The following is a 15300-nucleotide window of genomic DNA, read 5'->3' as shown; positions in this document are numbered from 1 at the left end:
TCGAGCGAGGTGGTCTGTGCATTAAGGGAATAAATTAAACCAATTAGTATAAAAAGTAAACTTTTAGTCTTCAAGGCAATAGATTTCAGATTATCCTAAAATACGGATAAAGTCTTTTGCAAAATAGCTTGCTATAATATTGGCTCCCGCTCTTTTAATAGCGGTCAATTGTTCTAGCATAACCGCATCATGGTCTAACCACCCTTTTTCTGAAGCGGCTTTTAGCATTGAATATTCTCCTGAAACTTGATAAACGGCAAGAGGAACATCAACCTCATTTCGTATTTCGCGAACAATATCTAAATACGCTAGACCTGGTTTTACCATCACAATATCTGCACCTTCATCAATATCCATTTGGGTTTCTCGAATAGCCTCAAAGCGATTCGCATAATCCATTTGATATGTTTTTTTGTTTTTTGGCACATTTTTGATATTCACTGGTGCGGAATCTAGAGCGTCACGAAAAGGACCATAAAAAGCACTTGCATATTTAGCTGAGTAACTCATAATGCCCGTGTTTAAAAAGCCTTCATCTTCCAAGGCCTCTCGAATGGTAAGTATACGACCATCCATCATATCGCTTGGGGCAACAAAGTCAGCACCGGCTAGTGCATGACTAACACTCATTTCTGCAAGTACTTCGCTGGTTTCATCGTTTAAGATTTGCCCATCAGCAACGATACCATCATGACCATAAGATGAAAACGGGTCTAAAGCAACATCTGTCATCACCAACATCTCAGGACAAGCATTTTTTATTGTCTTTATGGCACGTTGCATCAGCCCATCGGTATTTAATGCTTCAGTACCCTTATTGTCCTTTAAAGTATCGTCAACTTTTACAAAAAGAAGTATAGCACAAAGCCCCATATGCCAGAGTTCCTTTACTTCTTTTTCAAGATAATCTAAACTCATGCGGTAATAGTTAGGCATGGACAAAATTTCTTCCTTGACATTTTTTCCTTCCACAACAAAAAGAGGTACTAAAAAGTCATCTGAAGTGACTATTGTTTCACGAACCAGTTTTCTAATGGATTCACTAGCTCTAAGCCTACGGTTTCGTATTAATGGATACATATAAATACAGTTATTACTTTAAACTAAATACTAATTTCTCCAATAAGATAAGGTACAGCTTTCCCTGAAATCTTAACCCGTTCCCCTAAATATTCACATTGTAAGTCTCCGCCTCGTTTAGAAAGCTGCTTTGCTGTCATTTTGGTCTTATCTAAAACCTTTGACCAATAAGGTATCATTGTGGTATGTGCCGAACCAGTTACGGGATCTTCAGGAATTCCACATTGTGGAGAAAAAAAACGAGAAACAAAATCTACACGTTTTCCAGGTGCGGAAACGATAACCCCTCGACAATCTAGTTGGTCTAATAAGTGAAAATTTGGGGTAATTTCTTCTATTTCTTCTTGAGAATTATAAATCAATAGATAGTCGGTTTTACCTTTTAGTGTGCGTCTTGGTGTTAAACCAATAGCTTTATTGATTTCTGTATTTCCTTGTAAGGCAACAAGTTCGTCGGTAGGAAAATCCATGGTCATTAAGCCACTTGTGCTTTGTGTTACCAATAATTCACCGCTTCTTGGAGAATAAAAACGAATGGTATTTTCTGTATAGCCATGATAGTTGTAAATGACATATGCAGAAGCTAAAGTTGCATGTCCGCATAGGTCGACTTCTGTTTCTGGTGTAAACCATCGAAGTTCAAAAGTGCTATTCTTTTGAACGATAAACGCAGTTTCGGCTAAATTGTTTTCTTCCGCAATCTTTTGCATTAAATCAGTGGCTAGCCACTCATCAAGCAGACAGACCGCTGCCGGATTTCCGCCAAAAACATGGTCTGAGAAAGCATCTATTTGGTAAATCTTCAATTTCATGTTATAAATCTAATCATTAAACCCAGGCTTTTGGGGTTTTTAATACTTGAAGTAATTTTTCTTCTTCACTACCTTTTTCAGGATTATGGCCGTATTTCCATTGCACATGGGGTGGTAAGCTCATTAAAATACTTTCAATACGTCCATTGGTGCGAAGGCCGAACAAGGTGCCTTTGTCGTGGACCAGATTAAATTCGACATAACGCCCCCTCCGAATTTCTTGCCAATTGCGCTGTTTTTGATTATAAATGAGGTCTTTACGATTCATAACAATTGGTATATAACTGTTTAAGAAACTATTTCCTACTTCAGTCACAAAATTGAACCAGGCTTGCATGTTCATTTCTTCATTTGCCTTACAATAATCAAAGAAGAGACCACCAATACCTCTTGCTTCGTTTCTATGGGCGTTCCAAAAATAGTCATCACAGCGTTTTTTATAAGAAGTATAAAAATCTGGATGGTGTTTGTCACAAGCTTCTTTGCAAATCCTATGAAAATGTTCTGCATCTTCTTCAAAAAGGTAGTATGGTGTCAAATCTTGACCACCACCAAACCACTGGTCAACTAGTTTTCCTTGCTTATCATACATTTCAAAATAACGCCAATTCGCATGTACCGTCGGAACCATTGGGTTTTTTGGATGGAGCACCAAGCTTAGCCCACAGGCAAAGAAATCGGCATCTTCTACATCAAAATAGTGCTGCATGCTTTGAGGCAATGCTCCATGAACTGCTGAAATATTGACGCCACCTTTTTCAAACACATTCCCATTTTCGATAACTCGAGTTCGGCCACCACCGCCCTCTGGCCTTTTCCAAATATCTTCTTGAAACTTGGTCTTTTCATCAACCTTTTCAAGTTTTGAAGTTATCTTGTCTTGTAATTCTTGTATGTAAGAATAAAATTGATCTTTCATTGGTAATCGGTAATATGCACTAAGTTATTGATGTTTTTTGGGAGTTCTTCTTCTTTTGAAATCTTTATGGAGTCTTTGGTCATCTCAAGAAATATAAGAAGTACTTTTTCCGTTGATTGCTTAGAATTATTTAAAAAAACTGTTCTTCCAATCTTATTGTTGTGCAAATCCATAAGTCTTGCTAAAGGCCTATTCTTAAAGGCGTTTTCGTGCCAATCTGTTATTGCCGAGGTCCAGTTCATGATTTTCTTGTTACTTTCAGACCATTTGGTACATTTTCTAGCAATTAAGTAATTCCAATACGCATGACGAAAGGCGTTGGCTGGAGTATTTTGATAATGCGCAGTGCCAAAATGTTGGGTAGAGACTTGCAAGCAAACCTTTGTAGCCTTGAAGGTTGGCCAAAGAAACAAGGGGTGTTTGATACAAAGTCTTAGCAACATCCAAAATGAAGCTAAATCAATTCGCTTTATTATAGCAATTACATTCACTTTGGATTATATAACTCATACAATTCCATATCGACAAACTCTCCATTATACTTTTGATGGGATTTTAATAATGTCTTCCGAAATATAAACCCATTCTTTTGAGCTATTCTAATACTCCCAATATTGGTTCTATGTGATATAATTTGAAGTGTATTCAATTTTATTTCATTAAAGGCCCAGATAATAATTTTTGATACAACTTTTGAAGTTAGCCCCTTGCCTTCGTATTGATAACCTATACAAAAAGCTAACTCACCTTGTAGAGGTACTTTCTGTAGTTCTTTTACATAAATTAAGCCTATGATAGTACGATTGGTATTTTCTTTAACCGTAAAAAGGTATTCTTTTTGATTTTGAAATTGTTTGACCTTATTGTTTACAAAGATTTCAGATAAGGTAGGGGTTAAATTGGCTTTTAAAGTCAGTGGAAAAAATGCCTTTAATCTATCTGTGTTGGAAACAATAAAATCGCATATCCTCCAAGCATCTTTATGTTGGATAGGAGCGATACTGTAATTTTCAAAATCGATTTGCATCTTGAGTTATTAAAGCGCTTTGTATTCTTTTACGGCCTCAACAAAAGCTCCGGCATTTTCTAATGGAATATTGGGTAGAATACCATGACCTAGGTTTACGATATATTGGTCTTTACCAAATTCACTGATCATTTGGTGCACCATTTTTTTAATTTTCTTTGGGGGAGATAAAAGTCTAGAGGGATCAAAATTACCTTGCAAGGTGATTTTACCGCCACTCAAATATCGAGCATTTCGTGCCGAACAAGTCCAATCAACACCTAAGGCAGCAGCTCCAGATTTAGCCATATCGCCCAATGCAAACCAACATCCTTTTCCAAAAACAATCACCGGAGCTTCATCTTTTAGAGCATCAACTATTTGTTGAATGTATTGAAACGAAAATTCTTGATAATCAGTCGGAGAAAGCATACCTCCCCACGAATCGAAAACTTGAACCGCGTTGACACCCGCTTTGACTTTTTCTTTGAGATAGGCAATTGTGGTATCTGTTATTTTTTGCAATAATTGATGGGCAGCTTCAGGTTGTGTAAAACAGAAGCCTTTTGCTAAGTCAAAATTTTTGCTACCCTGGCCTTGCACGCAATAACAAAGAATGGTCCATGGAGAGCCTGCAAAACCAATTAGGGGAATATCATCATTCAATTTTTCTTTGGTCATTTTTATGGCACCCATCACGTAGCCTAAGGTATCATCGATGTTAGGGACTATTACGCGATTCAAATCTTCAGCTTTACGAATCGGATTAGGTAAATAGGGACCAAAATTTGGTTTCATTTCCACCTGAATATTCATCGCTTGTGGAATCACCAAAATATCACTAAATAAGATTGCGGCATCCATACCGTACCGGCGTATTGGCTGAACCGTTATTTCTGAAGCCAGTTCAGGTGTTTGACAGCGCGTAAAGAAATCATACTTTGCTTTGATTTCCATGAATTCTGGTAAATAGCGACCAGCTTGGCGCATCATCCATACGGGAGGTCTTTCAACCGTTTCACCATTTAAAGCCCTTAAGAATAGATCGTTCTTAATCATTGTAACTGCTATGTTTAATTACTTGTACTAATACATTTTCAATAGTCGGTTTATTGGCAATTATTACCTTTTCGGTATATTTTTTTGCTTCTTTGGCTGTTGTTTCTCCAATACAAAAGGCGATGCTGTTTTCTAAATCGTTTTGTGCAACAAAAGCTTTAACACCACTAGGACTGAAAAACATAATAATATCAAATTGTCTGTTAAAACGTTTTTCAATTAAAGAAGTTTGATAAACCTCTACTTCTTTATACTGAACATTATATTTTTTTAACTCTTGTGGTAACTCATCCCTTCTTAAATTTCCGGTAAAGTATAAAAATGACTTTTCTTGGTGTTTTTCCACAATTATTTTGCCTAAAGCATTTGCATCGGATTCTATTTCTATAACTTTAAATCCGTTCGCTTCTAATAAGGCTTTTGTTTTAGTACCTACGCAAAAAACTTCTTTTTGAACAGCTTTAATCGCAGAAATATTCTTCAAGTAAGAGTTAACTGCATTTTGGCTTGTGAATAGATAATAATCAAAACCAGTGTTTATCAAAAAATCTAAATAGTCAATTTTTATGGCATCATATTCCACAAAACCAACTTTAGCATTGAGTAATAATTCTTTTTGAGAAACCGACAGTTTTTTAGTGGACAGAATTGTTGAGTTCATTTTTTATCTCATCCATTAATTGTTTCCCTCCGCTTTCTAAAACTTCGTAGGCACAGCTTTTTCCAAATCCCATAACTTTATTAAGTGACCTTTCTTTTGTTACTTCTACAGAAGTGCTTCCATCTAGTGCATGCAGACAACCTTTAAAATATACCGTTTTGTTTTTTATCTCTGCCAAAGCGCCAATGGGGGCGGTACAACCGCCTTCAAGGGTTCGTAAAAACTCACGTTCTACAAGAGTTGTTATATTGCTATTTTCATGATTTAATTCAGAGCAAGCCTCAACTACCGCTTCATTTTTTTCTAATGCAACAATCAACATAGCACCTTGAGCAGGTGCAGGTAACATCCAATCTAGTTCAAGGGCGTCTTTGGGTAAAAGTTTGATGCGTTCTAAACCAGCTTTTGCAAAAACAGCACCTTGCCAGTCGTTCTCAATTAGTTTTATCAATCGAGAATTTACATTTCCTCTTAAATCGACGACTTTGTGTTTAGGGTATTTTGCCAACCATTGTGCTTTGCGTCGTAAACTTCCTGTGGCAATGGTTCCTTCGTTATCCAGAAAATCAGTGCCCTTATGAACAAGAATGTCATTCGTATCTGCTCTTTCTAAAACAGCGGTTTTTACAACTCCTTTTGGCAATTGAGTTGGCACATCTTTCATAGAATGCACTGCAATGTCAATTTCTTCTTTAATCAAAGCAACATCTAATGTTTTGGTAAATATCCCGGTAATACCCATTTCGTATAAGGGCTTATCCAAAACCAAATCGCCAGTGGATTTTACAGGAATCAAAGCAGTATTATGCCCAAGAGCTTCTAATTTATTTTGAACCGTAGTAGCTTGCCACAATGCTAGTTCGCTATCACGTGTGCCAATGCGAATTACATTTTTCATTTGCTCTTCAGTTCTAATTGAAATACTTTTTGAATAAGGGCAAGGCTATCTTCTGTATCGGCATCAGATTTTCGCAAGTGGTTGGCAAATTGCTTTGTTATTTTTTGAATGATACGTTCTGATACAATTTCTGCTTGTTCTTGGTTAAAGTCGCTCAGTTTTTTTGAGTGAAAGTCGAGCTCTTCTTCTTTCATGGTCATCAATTTATTTTTCAACGCATTAATGACGGGGGCAAACTTTCTGCTCTCCAACCATTTGATAAAGTCATCTTTTACTTCTTCAATAATAGAATATGCTTTGGGAATGTATTCTTTTCTTCTGTTCAGGTTTTCATCAGTAATCTGCGATAGCTGATCCAAATGTACTAAAGTGATATTCTCTAATTCTATCACATCATCTGAAACATTCTTTGGTACGGATAAATCTAAAATCAAGAGTGGTTTCTTAGTATGTAAAAGTGATTTAGATACCGTTGGAAGTTGCGCGCCTGTGGCCACTACTAAAATGTCTGACTTACGAATCTCGGTCTGCAGGTCTCCATAATCTTTGACTACCAAATGAAACTTGCCAGCTATAGCTTCTGCTTTCTCTTTGGTTCTATTGATAAGGGTAATATGGGAATTACCAGTATGCTTTATAAGATTTTTGCAAGTGTTTCGACCAATTTTACCCGTACCAAAAAGCAAGATATTTTTTTCTGACACATTAGGGAACGAATTCAAAATAAATCTTACTGATGCAAAAGCGACTGAGGTAGCACCGCTCGAAAGCTCTGTCTCGTTTTTGATGCGCTTGCTTGCTTGGATAACTGAATTACACAAACGCTCTAAAAAAGGATTGGTCATTTGGTGCTTTTTGGACCTTGAAAAACTTTGCTTTATTTGACTTATAATTTCAAAGTCTCCTAAAATCTGACTATCCAGACCGGTGCCTACTTTGAAGAGGTGGTCAATTGCATCGTGATTTTTGTATACATATGCGACTTCCTGAAATTCTTCAACAGTACCTTTGGTATGTTCACACAGCAATTTGATAAGTTGGTAAGGATGTTGAGCAAAACCAAATAGCTCGGTTCTATTACAGGTAGAAATGGTGAGAAGCCCCTCAATGCCCTGTTGTTTGGCATCAAGGATAATCTTGTCTATTTTGAGAACATCTAAACTAAACTTTCCACGAACTTCTGCTTCAGCCTTTTTATAACTCAAGCCAACGGCATAGAAAGATGGATGTTTTGAAATATGATAGTTCTTCATTCAGCTCAAACCTGTTGGCAAAAATAATTTGCTTAAGAATTAAAAAATAACGCTAGCGGTACAAATTGTGTCGCATTATGCTGAACAAATTTAAATTATCGTCAAAATGTTTGAAAAACACTATTTTTATTAAGCTTTTTGAAAAATCTATATTTGTTTAGAGTGATTCTAAATAGTATTTTTATTCCATAAAAAGTAGAATATATGAAAGAAAATGTCGCTATAGGTTCCTACGATGAAGTGTTGATTGATGAAGGCTTCTATGTACTTAAAATTCAAAATGATACGAAAGACTTTAAAACCGTGGTGCGAGATATAGATAGTACCTATATTCAATTTCATTTTGCATTAAAAGGAAGTATAAAATTTTTGTTCAATGATGGAGGGTACGCCCTTGAGGTTTCTGAAGAAAACTCACTTTTGCTGTACAACACGCAAAAAGACTTACCCATGAATGTGGTTTTGCAGCCCAATTCATGGATGCTCTCTGTAGTAATGACCATTAGAAAGTTCCATTCCCTATTCTCTAATGAAGCAAATTATATCCCCTTTTTAAGTGATGTTTCAGGAGAAAAAAAATACTACTCGCAGGAAGTTTTGACCCCAGCTATGGCTGTTGTTTTGAGCCAATTAATGAGCTATAACCTTCATCCATCGATTAAGAGATTGTATGTAAAGGGCAAAATTTATGAGTTGATATCATTGTATTTCAATAAGGCTGAAGATGCTGATTTAGAGCAATGTCCTTTTTTGGCTGATGAAGATAATGTGCACCGCATTCGCCAAGCTAAAGAAATTATAATTGCACGAATGACGGAACCACCAACGCTTACTGAATTGTCTGATGAAATTGGCCTCAGCCTTAAAAAATTGAAAGAAGGTTTCAAACAGATTTATGGAGACTCGGTTTTTGGATTCCTTTTTGATTATAAGATGGAATATGCTCGAAAAATGTTAGAAACAGGCAAGCATAACGTCAATGAAGTTGGGCATAAAGTAGGCTATAGCACCGCAAGTCATTTTATAGCATCCTTTAAAAAGAAATATGGCATTACCCCAAAAAAATATTTAACTTCAACAGCGTAAAAAAATCAACCCATGCAATTCATCAAATCAATTTTCATCATTTTTTTCAGTGTCTCCATGTTTTCTTTTTCTCAAGAAGAAGCAGATCCTGCTCCTAAAAAAAGACCAGACTTCGTACTGGTTTTCACAAAAACGGAAGGATATCGGCATGAAAGTATTGCAACTGGTGTCAAAGCATTAAGGGAATTAGGACGTCAAAATAATTTCATTGTAATTAGAACTGAAAGTGCCGAAGATTTTACTGAACGCAACTTAAAAAATTATCAATTGGTCGTGTTTTTAAGCACCACTGGCAATGTTTTAGATAGTGAAGAGCAGAATGCTTTTGAGAATTACATTAAATCTGGTGGGGGCTATTTAGGCATACATGCCGCCGCAGATACTGAATATGATTGGCTTTGGTACGGCAAATTGGTTGGGGGGTATTTTGATAGTCACCCGAACAACCCCAATGTTCGCAAAGCAACGGTTCAGCGCATAGACAAACAACATATATCTACAATACATTTGCCTGATTCTTGGGTTCGTAATGATGAGTGGTATAATTATAAAAACCTCAATAGTGATATGACCGTCGCACTAAATTTAGATGAAACCAGTTATGAAGGTGGAACAAATGGTCAAAATCACCCCATTGCTTGGTATCATGAAGTGGAACAAGGGAGGTCGTATTATACTGGCGGTGGCCATACGAATGAGTCTTTTGCAAACCCTGATTTTAGACAACATCTTTTGGGTGCAATCACATGGTGCTTAAAGCGCTAGCATTGTTTTTAAGTGGCGCTTTTTCTGATTTTTTAAAATGACCTAAGGCTAAATACCTTGCGAATACGTATATTTTAGTAGGTAATCCCCACTATCATGAAATCTACATATTTCCATGTCTTTTATGCAATTATTCTTTTGTTTTCTTTTTCTTGTTCTGAAATGGAGTCTCCACCTTTGGAGGAAGACCGCGAAGAGCAAATTGATGAAGAAGGTTCTGATGAGGAAAGTCCAGCTAGGGATAAATCGGTACTTATTTTTACAAAGACTTCAGGGTTTGATCATAATACAAAAGAAGAAAGTGTCGCCATGGTTAGGAAAATAGCCGAAGAACTAAATTTTGAAGTTGAGGTTAGTGACAGCTCCTCGATTTTTGATAATCAGGATGGCATCAACAATTTCGATATTGTTTTCTTTACAAATACTTCGGGTAATACTTTAAATGCTTTGCAACGAACAAATGTGGAAGCCTACGCCGTGCAAGGAGGTAATTTTGTATCTAACCACGCAGCAAGTGATTCATATGGGCATAGCACGGCAAGTACTGTATCAGGCAATGGAAAAGGAGTTTGGGATTGGTATGCCGAAAATGTTACAGGTTGTAGTGTAAGAAATAACCCTAATCATACAAGTTCTGGTTTTGGGGCTACAGTAACCATAGAAAACCAAAATAGTGAACTTACATCTGGTATTTCTTTTCCATGGAATGATAATGAGGAATGGTATTATTGGGAAGGTGGTTATATAGCCGGTCCGTTTACAGAACTTTTAAGAGTTTCGGATACAGGATCTAATTCTTATGATGATGCAAGGATGACCTCTCACTACTGGGAACGCTCAGATGGTGGAATAAGTTTTTATACCAGTATGGGTCATTCAAAAAATAAATATTCTGATACTGAGTTTGTGCGATTGATGACTAATGTATTTGACTTTATGTTGAATTAGGTCAATTCAAAATTGGTCTTGCCACAATAATCCCAATATTATTTTTTACTTTCTTTAAATAATCTACCAAAGGTTCTTCTGTGATTTTTACTTCACCAGAAATAGAAGCATGTAATAAATGGATTCTTCCATTAGGCTTTTTTAACGCTATGCCTGTATGGGTCACATCCAATCCTTTGATTGAAGTTGCCAATGCAATAATATCACCAGATTGAATTTGAGTTTCTTGGTCGTTAATTAAATCTTGAGGTAAGTAACACAGTTCTTTTTGGGCCAATTCGGCTTCAGTTTCCAAAATTCGCTCAAAGTTGACATCATCAGCTAAAAACGGATACAAATGGCGATGTGTACCCATAAAGTTAATGGCTTTTTGTAGTTCAATCCCCCCTAAATCGGTTGTTATATTTTTGACCAATCCTTTTTCCTCATTATTGCGAATCCAATCCGTAAAATAATGAAGACGAGAGGGATATCCATCTAAAACACCATTTCTATACCGAATGGTTTTTAAATTATCAGTAAAATTTTCAAATTCTTGCTGATTTTGTTTTTGAAGTAGTGCAAAAGCTAAAACGTTTTCGACAAAGGTCGTGCAATCCAGACCTCTTAGATTGACAACAAGTGATTCTGTTTTTCCAATTTCCAAAGTTTTTTCAACATAAGGTGTTCCTAAAAGAGATTTTCCGATAGCGACTATACTATCATTGGAAGAAGCGGCTTGTATTTTTTTTAAAGCTTCAATTTTAATATTGAATAGCGCGCTGTCTGCAGGTGAACAAGTAATTTGTGCAAAAGAAATTGCACTAAGACCCAGAAAAAAAAGCAAAATATAACTGCGAATCATATTACTAAAATACATCAAAAGCTGTGATTGGCTTTTTCTATATCAGAATAATAAAACTTATTCATTCTTTTAAATGTAAAATCAAGTGGCTATCGTATTTTTAAGGTTTAAAAACAAAACCAACTTCACCGCTATGAAATGAGCCATCACAGTTTTGAATATTTGTTAAAGTGTTTAATGGCGAATTACATCTCACAGATAAAGCATAATAAAATATATAGATGAAAGGAGTTTTACTGGTAAATTTAGGTTCACCTGATAGCCCTACCGCTAAAGATGTCAAACCGTACTTAGATGAATTTTTGATGGATGGTCGCGTTATTGACGTGCCACCCTTGCTAAGAAACCTATTGGTTAGAGGTATTATATTGCAGACAAGGCCCAAAAAATCAGCCAAGGCGTACTCAAAAATTTGGTGGGAAGAAGGCTCTCCACTTATTGTCATTTCTGAACGTTTTACCAAAAAATTACGTCTACAGACAGAACTTCCAATTGCTTTGGGCATGCGCTATGGCAGCGGAAGTATCAAAGAAGGGTTGGAAGAATTAGCTGATCAAAATGTAGAAGAAGTATTATTGGTTCCCATGTACCCTCATTATGCTATGTCTTCGTATGAAACTGTTGTGGTAAAGGCCATGGAAGAGCAACAAGCACATTTTCCAAAAATGAAGTTAACAACGATGCCAGCTTTTTATCGCAGTCCAGAATATATTAAGGTATTATCGGAAAGCATTGCTGAAGGCCTCAAAGATTTTGAATACGATCATATTTTGTTTTCGTACCATGGTATTCCCGAACGTCATATTCGCAAGTCAGACCCTACTAAATTTCATTGTAAGATTGACGGTTCTTGTTGTTCAATAAATTCAGTGGCACACCATACCTGTTACAGACATCAATGTTATGATACGACAGAATTGGTAAAAGCTCATTTAGGTCTACCAGAAGAAAAAGTGAGTAGTTCTTTTCAATCTAGACTTGCTGGTGATCCCTGGCTAAAGCCCTATACTGATTATGAATTTGAACGTTTTCCGAAAGAAGGGAAAAAACGTTTAGTCGTCATTACCCCTGCTTTTGTTTCAGATTGTTTAGAAACCCTTGAAGAAATTGCCATGGAAGGCAAAGAACAGTTTGAAGAAGCGGGAGGCGAAGACTACAAACACATTCCATGTTTAAATGATAGTGATGCCTGGGTAACATTGATGGCCAAATGGATTCACGAGTGGGAGCGAGAAGAAAAACTTCCCATATAAGGATTACGTATAGTGCTCTTTAGATGTTATCAATTCTAATTAATCCACTATTTGAGCCGCAGCTTTACTTATGATTTTCCATTTTCCTTCCAGCTTTTTCAATAGAAAAATATCTATAAATAGCATATTGCTTTTTGGAATGGAGATTTCTGCTTTTGCCATAGCAATGTTGTTTGATACATCTATGGTCAAGATTTTACCATACCTGCCATTGAATACGCCCCTTTCCCTTTTTTCAAATAAAGCCCCGTATTCTTTAGGAGACAGTAGCCAGATTTCTTGATCTTTTTTTGACAAGAATAAAGAAGCTTCTTCGTAAAAAGCTGATTCAATAAGCTTTGGATAACTATAAGATGACCCTTGAATATACCTATTCAAAGTTTCTGTAATCTGTTGTTCTTCAGTCTGCGAAAACAGGGTGATAGTTATAAATAGCAAGCTAAATAGGGTAATGTACTTTTTCATACTGATGTTATTTGCTTATTGGTTTTATTCTAATGATTTTACCGTCTTCTTCGTCGGTGAGCAAGTATAATTTACCATCAGGACTTTGTCTAACTTTTCTTGAACGCACGCGCTCATCAATAAAAAGCTCTTCAGCACTTTTAATGGTTTTACCTTCTATATGAAACCGCCATAAACTGCCTCTTGAGAGTCCAGGTACAAATAGGTTGTTTTTCCATTGTGGGAATTCATTTCCCGTATAAAAACATAGACCTGTTGGCGCTACTGTATGCAACCAAAACCAAGTTGGAGGACTTAAGGTAGCTTCATCTACTTTTGGCGGTTTGTAATCTTTGCTCCTCAATTTTCCGGTTGTGGAGTTTGGCCACCCATAATTGGCACCAGCTTCTAGAATGTTGATTTCATCACCTTGTATTGTTCCATGTTCTGTAAACCAAAGGGTATTGGTTTCTGATTGCAGGGCAATGCCCTGAGAATTGCGGAGTCCGATGGCATAAAGCCCAGGAATTGCCCCTTCGCCAAAATCAGGATTATCTTTAGGAATACTGCCATCATCATTGAATCTAAAGATTTTGCCTCTTTTGTCTTTTATGTCTTGGGCTATAGGAACCGGTGGTTCATCACGTTCCCAAAAAAGCCGTTCTCCAGTAGTTAGGTAAAGCTTTTTATCTGAACCAAAAACCATTCCACCGCCATAATGATAATTGTCTTCAGTAAATGGGTCAGCGGTAAATATTTCTTTAAGGTTTATCAAAGAATCAGCTTGTAATTTGGCTCGAACAAATTTAGTCGCGCGACCAACCCCTATCTTCTTTGATGCATAAGAAAGATAGATAAGCTGATTTTTCTTAAACTCTGGATGGGTAATTACTTCATACATACCTGAATTATCTCCAAAATGAACAATACCAATACTGTCCGTAAGATCTTTTGGAAAGCCCTTAACGACTTCCTTTGTTTTTTTGGATAAATCAACCAAAAGAAGCTCGCCATTCTTTTCTGTGACTAAAACCTTTTCTTCAGATAGAAAAGCTATACTCCAAGGCTTATTAAGACCCGAAATGATAATTTCTTTTTCAGGTAAAGGAAGAACAGCGGCGATAGGCTCTTTTCTAATACACCCGACACAGATTATAAATGAAAGTAGAATGACTATTCGCATGACCTCGTATTTGCTGCAAACCTTGATTGATTTTCATCAAAATCCTTTAATAAACATGAATCTTAAAACGATTTTAACTAAAAGCCTTTCTATATGATGAAGGAGTTTGTTTTGTGGCTGATTTAAAAGTTATATTAAAAGAAGTTACATTGCCAAAGCCGCAGTCATAGGCAACAGTAGCGATTTTTTCTTTAGAATATGGTTGCGAAACCAGTAGTTTTTTGGCCTTTTCAATTCGAAATGAATTCACAAATTCAGAAAAGTTTTTACCCTCATTTTCATTTAGGGCCTGGGATAAATTTCTGGGAGATACCTTCAATTTTTCAGCAACTTTATCTAAAGTCAAACTACTTTCCAAAAATAACTCTTCGTCTTTAAAAAGCTTTTTAATCGATCGTATCAAAGAAGAAGCAGTAGCTACATCTAGCTGTGAATCTTGATATTTTAAAAGTGAAAAGGTATGCTTTCGCAGTAGCAGAAAAGAAAATACATAAACCAATAACGAAAAGAAAATAGCGCCTCCAATATAAAAGGGAATAATGCCAGCAAGATGTCCAATATAAAAACTCCAAATTAAACTTGTTCCAACAATCAAATTTCTATACCAACCCACCAATTTGGAATTTGAAGAGCTGCTAAAACGCATTAAGAGTTTAAAAGAAAGCACTAAATAGTATGCTAAGTGAATAAAAACAGAAATGTAGATTACATAAGATATAAAATCAGCTGTATTTGGAATAAATGGGGAGGCACAGAAAAAAACGAAAAATGGACCCAAGTGGTAATAGTTAATTCGTGAGAAACTACTTTTTTCTTGAAAAAGTGATTTTCCATAAAACCATAACATTGGTCCAACTAACAAAATACCTGAAATACCTATGTTTCTCATCCATGGTGAGATGTCTAGGTATACATTAAGAACTGATTTCCCAATTCGTATTGTAAGCCCTAAGATGAGCAATGATAGAAATACATTCCCTTTTTTGTTTCCCTTTTTTAGGGTGAATAAATAAATTGATAGAAAAAGTGCTTGTACAAGACCTAGGCAACTAAGAACAAGTATAATACTATCTTTATCCATGGGCTAAA

At 36.2% G+C, this 15300-nt stretch carries 17 protein-coding genes; 4 read left to right on the top strand and 13 right to left on the bottom strand.

What is annotated here, in order from left to right; genetic code table 11:
- Positions 1-90: 90 nt before the first annotated feature.
- From hemB to hemA, 9 genes are read right to left on the bottom strand one after another with little or no spacing between them, the layout of a single operon-like run.
- Positions 91-1080: a porphobilinogen synthase gene (gene hemB / locus RM706_RS03780; protein WP_311349692.1), complete on the bottom strand. Its 990-nt coding sequence runs from the start codon at positions 1078-1080 to the stop codon at positions 91-93.
- Positions 1081-1103: 23 nt separating this feature from the next.
- The gene (locus RM706_RS03775) at positions 1104-1892 is read right to left on the bottom strand and encodes a PhzF family phenazine biosynthesis protein (RefSeq protein ID WP_311349691.1); all 789 of its coding nucleotides are present in this window, start codon (positions 1890-1892) and stop codon (positions 1104-1106) included.
- A 16-nt stretch (positions 1893-1908) separates the two neighbouring features.
- Positions 1909-2811: an oxygen-dependent coproporphyrinogen oxidase gene (gene hemF / locus RM706_RS03770; RefSeq protein ID WP_311349690.1), complete on the bottom strand. Its 903-nt coding sequence runs from the start codon at positions 2809-2811 to the stop codon at positions 1909-1911.
- Positions 2808-3302: a DUF6973 domain-containing protein gene (locus RM706_RS03765; protein ID WP_311349689.1), complete on the bottom strand. Its 495-nt coding sequence runs from the start codon at positions 3300-3302 to the stop codon at positions 2808-2810. Before RM706_RS03765 ends, hemF begins: the two co-directional genes overlap by 4 nt.
- Positions 3299-3838: a GNAT family N-acetyltransferase gene (locus tag RM706_RS03760; RefSeq protein WP_311349688.1), complete on the bottom strand. Its 540-nt coding sequence runs from the start codon at positions 3836-3838 to the stop codon at positions 3299-3301. The genes RM706_RS03765 and RM706_RS03760 overlap by 4 nt, the downstream gene beginning before the upstream one ends.
- 9 nt (positions 3839-3847) lie before the next feature.
- On the bottom strand, positions 3848-4876 hold the full coding sequence (hemE, locus tag RM706_RS03755; protein ID WP_311349687.1) for a uroporphyrinogen decarboxylase: 1029 nt from the start codon (positions 4874-4876) through the stop codon (positions 3848-3850).
- Positions 4869-5537: a uroporphyrinogen-III synthase gene (locus tag RM706_RS03750; protein WP_311349686.1), complete on the bottom strand. Its 669-nt coding sequence runs from the start codon at positions 5535-5537 to the stop codon at positions 4869-4871. Before RM706_RS03750 ends, hemE begins: the two co-directional genes overlap by 8 nt.
- The gene (hemC, locus tag RM706_RS03745; RefSeq protein WP_311349685.1) at positions 5512-6435 is read right to left on the bottom strand and encodes a hydroxymethylbilane synthase; all 924 of its coding nucleotides are present in this window, start codon (positions 6433-6435) and stop codon (positions 5512-5514) included. Before hemC ends, RM706_RS03750 begins: the two co-directional genes overlap by 26 nt.
- Positions 6432-7688, bottom strand: a complete 1257-nt coding sequence (hemA, locus tag RM706_RS03740) for a glutamyl-tRNA reductase (protein WP_311349684.1) — start codon at positions 7686-7688, stop codon at positions 6432-6434. Before hemA ends, hemC begins: the two co-directional genes overlap by 4 nt.
- A 204-nt stretch (positions 7689-7892) precedes the next feature.
- Between hemA and RM706_RS03735 the strand changes: the two genes are divergently transcribed.
- The 3 genes from RM706_RS03735 to RM706_RS03725 all read left to right on the top strand — a co-directional run bounded on the left by RM706_RS03735 (position 7893) and on the right by RM706_RS03725 (position 10487).
- On the top strand, positions 7893-8774 hold the full coding sequence (locus RM706_RS03735) for an AraC family transcriptional regulator (RefSeq protein WP_311349683.1): 882 nt from the start codon (positions 7893-7895) through the stop codon (positions 8772-8774).
- Between the two features lie 12 nt (positions 8775-8786).
- Positions 8787-9539 (top strand): ThuA domain-containing protein, encoded by a 753-nt coding sequence (locus tag RM706_RS03730; protein WP_311349682.1) that lies wholly within the window; start codon positions 8787-8789, stop codon positions 9537-9539.
- Between the two features lie 96 nt (positions 9540-9635).
- Positions 9636-10487, top strand: coding sequence for a ThuA domain-containing protein (locus RM706_RS03725; RefSeq protein ID WP_311349681.1), 852 nt, complete (start codon positions 9636-9638; stop codon positions 10485-10487).
- Between the two features lies 1 nt (position 10488).
- Here RM706_RS03725 and RM706_RS03720 read toward each other — a convergent pair whose 3' ends face one another.
- On the bottom strand, positions 10489-11346 hold the full coding sequence (locus RM706_RS03720) for an N-acetylmuramoyl-L-alanine amidase-like domain-containing protein (protein ID WP_311349680.1): 858 nt from the start codon (positions 11344-11346) through the stop codon (positions 10489-10491).
- A gap of 206 nt (positions 11347-11552) precedes the next feature.
- Here RM706_RS03720 and hemH point away from each other — a divergent pair, with 206 nt between their 5' ends.
- Positions 11553-12584 carry a ferrochelatase gene (gene hemH / locus RM706_RS03715; RefSeq protein ID WP_311349679.1) on the top strand — a complete coding sequence of 344 codons (1032 nt, stop codon included), beginning with the start codon at positions 11553-11555 and terminating at the stop codon, positions 12582-12584.
- A 39-nt stretch (positions 12585-12623) separates the two neighbouring features.
- Here the strand turns inward: hemH and RM706_RS03710 are convergent, their stop codons facing one another.
- From RM706_RS03710 to RM706_RS03700, 3 genes are all read right to left on the bottom strand, one after another.
- Positions 12624-13049 carry a nuclear transport factor 2 family protein gene (locus RM706_RS03710; protein ID WP_311349678.1) on the bottom strand — a complete coding sequence of 142 codons (426 nt, stop codon included), beginning with the start codon at positions 13047-13049 and terminating at the stop codon, positions 12624-12626.
- Between the two features lie 7 nt (positions 13050-13056).
- The gene (locus RM706_RS03705) at positions 13057-14211 is read right to left on the bottom strand and encodes a PQQ-dependent sugar dehydrogenase (protein ID WP_311349677.1); all 1155 of its coding nucleotides are present in this window, start codon (positions 14209-14211) and stop codon (positions 13057-13059) included.
- A 73-nt stretch (positions 14212-14284) separates the two neighbouring features.
- The gene (locus RM706_RS03700) at positions 14285-15292 is read right to left on the bottom strand and encodes a helix-turn-helix domain-containing protein (protein WP_311349676.1); all 1008 of its coding nucleotides are present in this window, start codon (positions 15290-15292) and stop codon (positions 14285-14287) included.
- Positions 15293-15300 lie beyond the last annotated feature (8 nt).

This window comes from Croceitalea rosinachiae (assembly GCF_031846445.1).
Classification (GTDB): domain Bacteria; phylum Bacteroidota; class Bacteroidia; order Flavobacteriales; family Flavobacteriaceae; genus Croceitalea; species Croceitalea rosinachiae.
Note: the sequence above shows the minus strand (reverse complement) of the source record. Positions and strands in the feature narration are given on the sequence as shown.

What these genes read in the sequence shown, in the direction of transcription:
- hemB (WP_311349692.1), bottom strand. Translation starts at nt 1,080, where the DNA reads ATGTATCCATTAATACGAAACCGTAGGCTTAGAGCTAGTGAATCCATT.
- hemH (WP_311349679.1), top strand. Translation starts at nt 11,553, where the DNA reads ATGAAAGGAGTTTTACTGGTAAATTTAGGTTCACCTGATAGCCCTACC.
- RM706_RS03725 (WP_311349681.1), top strand. Translation starts at nt 9,636, where the DNA reads ATGAAATCTACATATTTCCATGTCTTTTATGCAATTATTCTTTTGTTT.
- RM706_RS03735 (WP_311349683.1), top strand. Translation starts at nt 7,893, where the DNA reads ATGAAAGAAAATGTCGCTATAGGTTCCTACGATGAAGTGTTGATTGAT.
- hemF (WP_311349690.1), bottom strand. Translation starts at nt 2,811, where the DNA reads ATGAAAGATCAATTTTATTCTTACATACAAGAATTACAAGACAAGATA.
- RM706_RS03710 (WP_311349678.1), bottom strand. Translation starts at nt 13,049, where the DNA reads ATGAAAAAGTACATTACCCTATTTAGCTTGCTATTTATAACTATCACC.
- RM706_RS03700 (WP_311349676.1), bottom strand. Translation starts at nt 15,292, where the DNA reads ATGGATAAAGATAGTATTATACTTGTTCTTAGTTGCCTAGGTCTTGTA.
- hemA (WP_311349684.1), bottom strand. Translation starts at nt 7,688, where the DNA reads ATGAAGAACTATCATATTTCAAAACATCCATCTTTCTATGCCGTTGGC.
- RM706_RS03750 (WP_311349686.1), bottom strand. Translation starts at nt 5,537, where the DNA reads ATGAACTCAACAATTCTGTCCACTAAAAAACTGTCGGTTTCTCAAAAA.
- RM706_RS03760 (WP_311349688.1), bottom strand. Translation starts at nt 3,838, where the DNA reads ATGCAAATCGATTTTGAAAATTACAGTATCGCTCCTATCCAACATAAA.
- RM706_RS03775 (WP_311349691.1), bottom strand. Translation starts at nt 1,892, where the DNA reads ATGAAATTGAAGATTTACCAAATAGATGCTTTCTCAGACCATGTTTTT.
- RM706_RS03720 (WP_311349680.1), bottom strand. Translation starts at nt 11,346, where the DNA reads ATGTATTTTAGTAATATGATTCGCAGTTATATTTTGCTTTTTTTTCTG.
- RM706_RS03705 (WP_311349677.1), bottom strand. Translation starts at nt 14,211, where the DNA reads ATGCGAATAGTCATTCTACTTTCATTTATAATCTGTGTCGGGTGTATT.
- RM706_RS03730 (WP_311349682.1), top strand. Translation starts at nt 8,787, where the DNA reads ATGCAATTCATCAAATCAATTTTCATCATTTTTTTCAGTGTCTCCATG.
- hemC (WP_311349685.1), bottom strand. Translation starts at nt 6,435, where the DNA reads ATGAAAAATGTAATTCGCATTGGCACACGTGATAGCGAACTAGCATTG.
- hemE (WP_311349687.1), bottom strand. Translation starts at nt 4,876, where the DNA reads ATGATTAAGAACGATCTATTCTTAAGGGCTTTAAATGGTGAAACGGTT.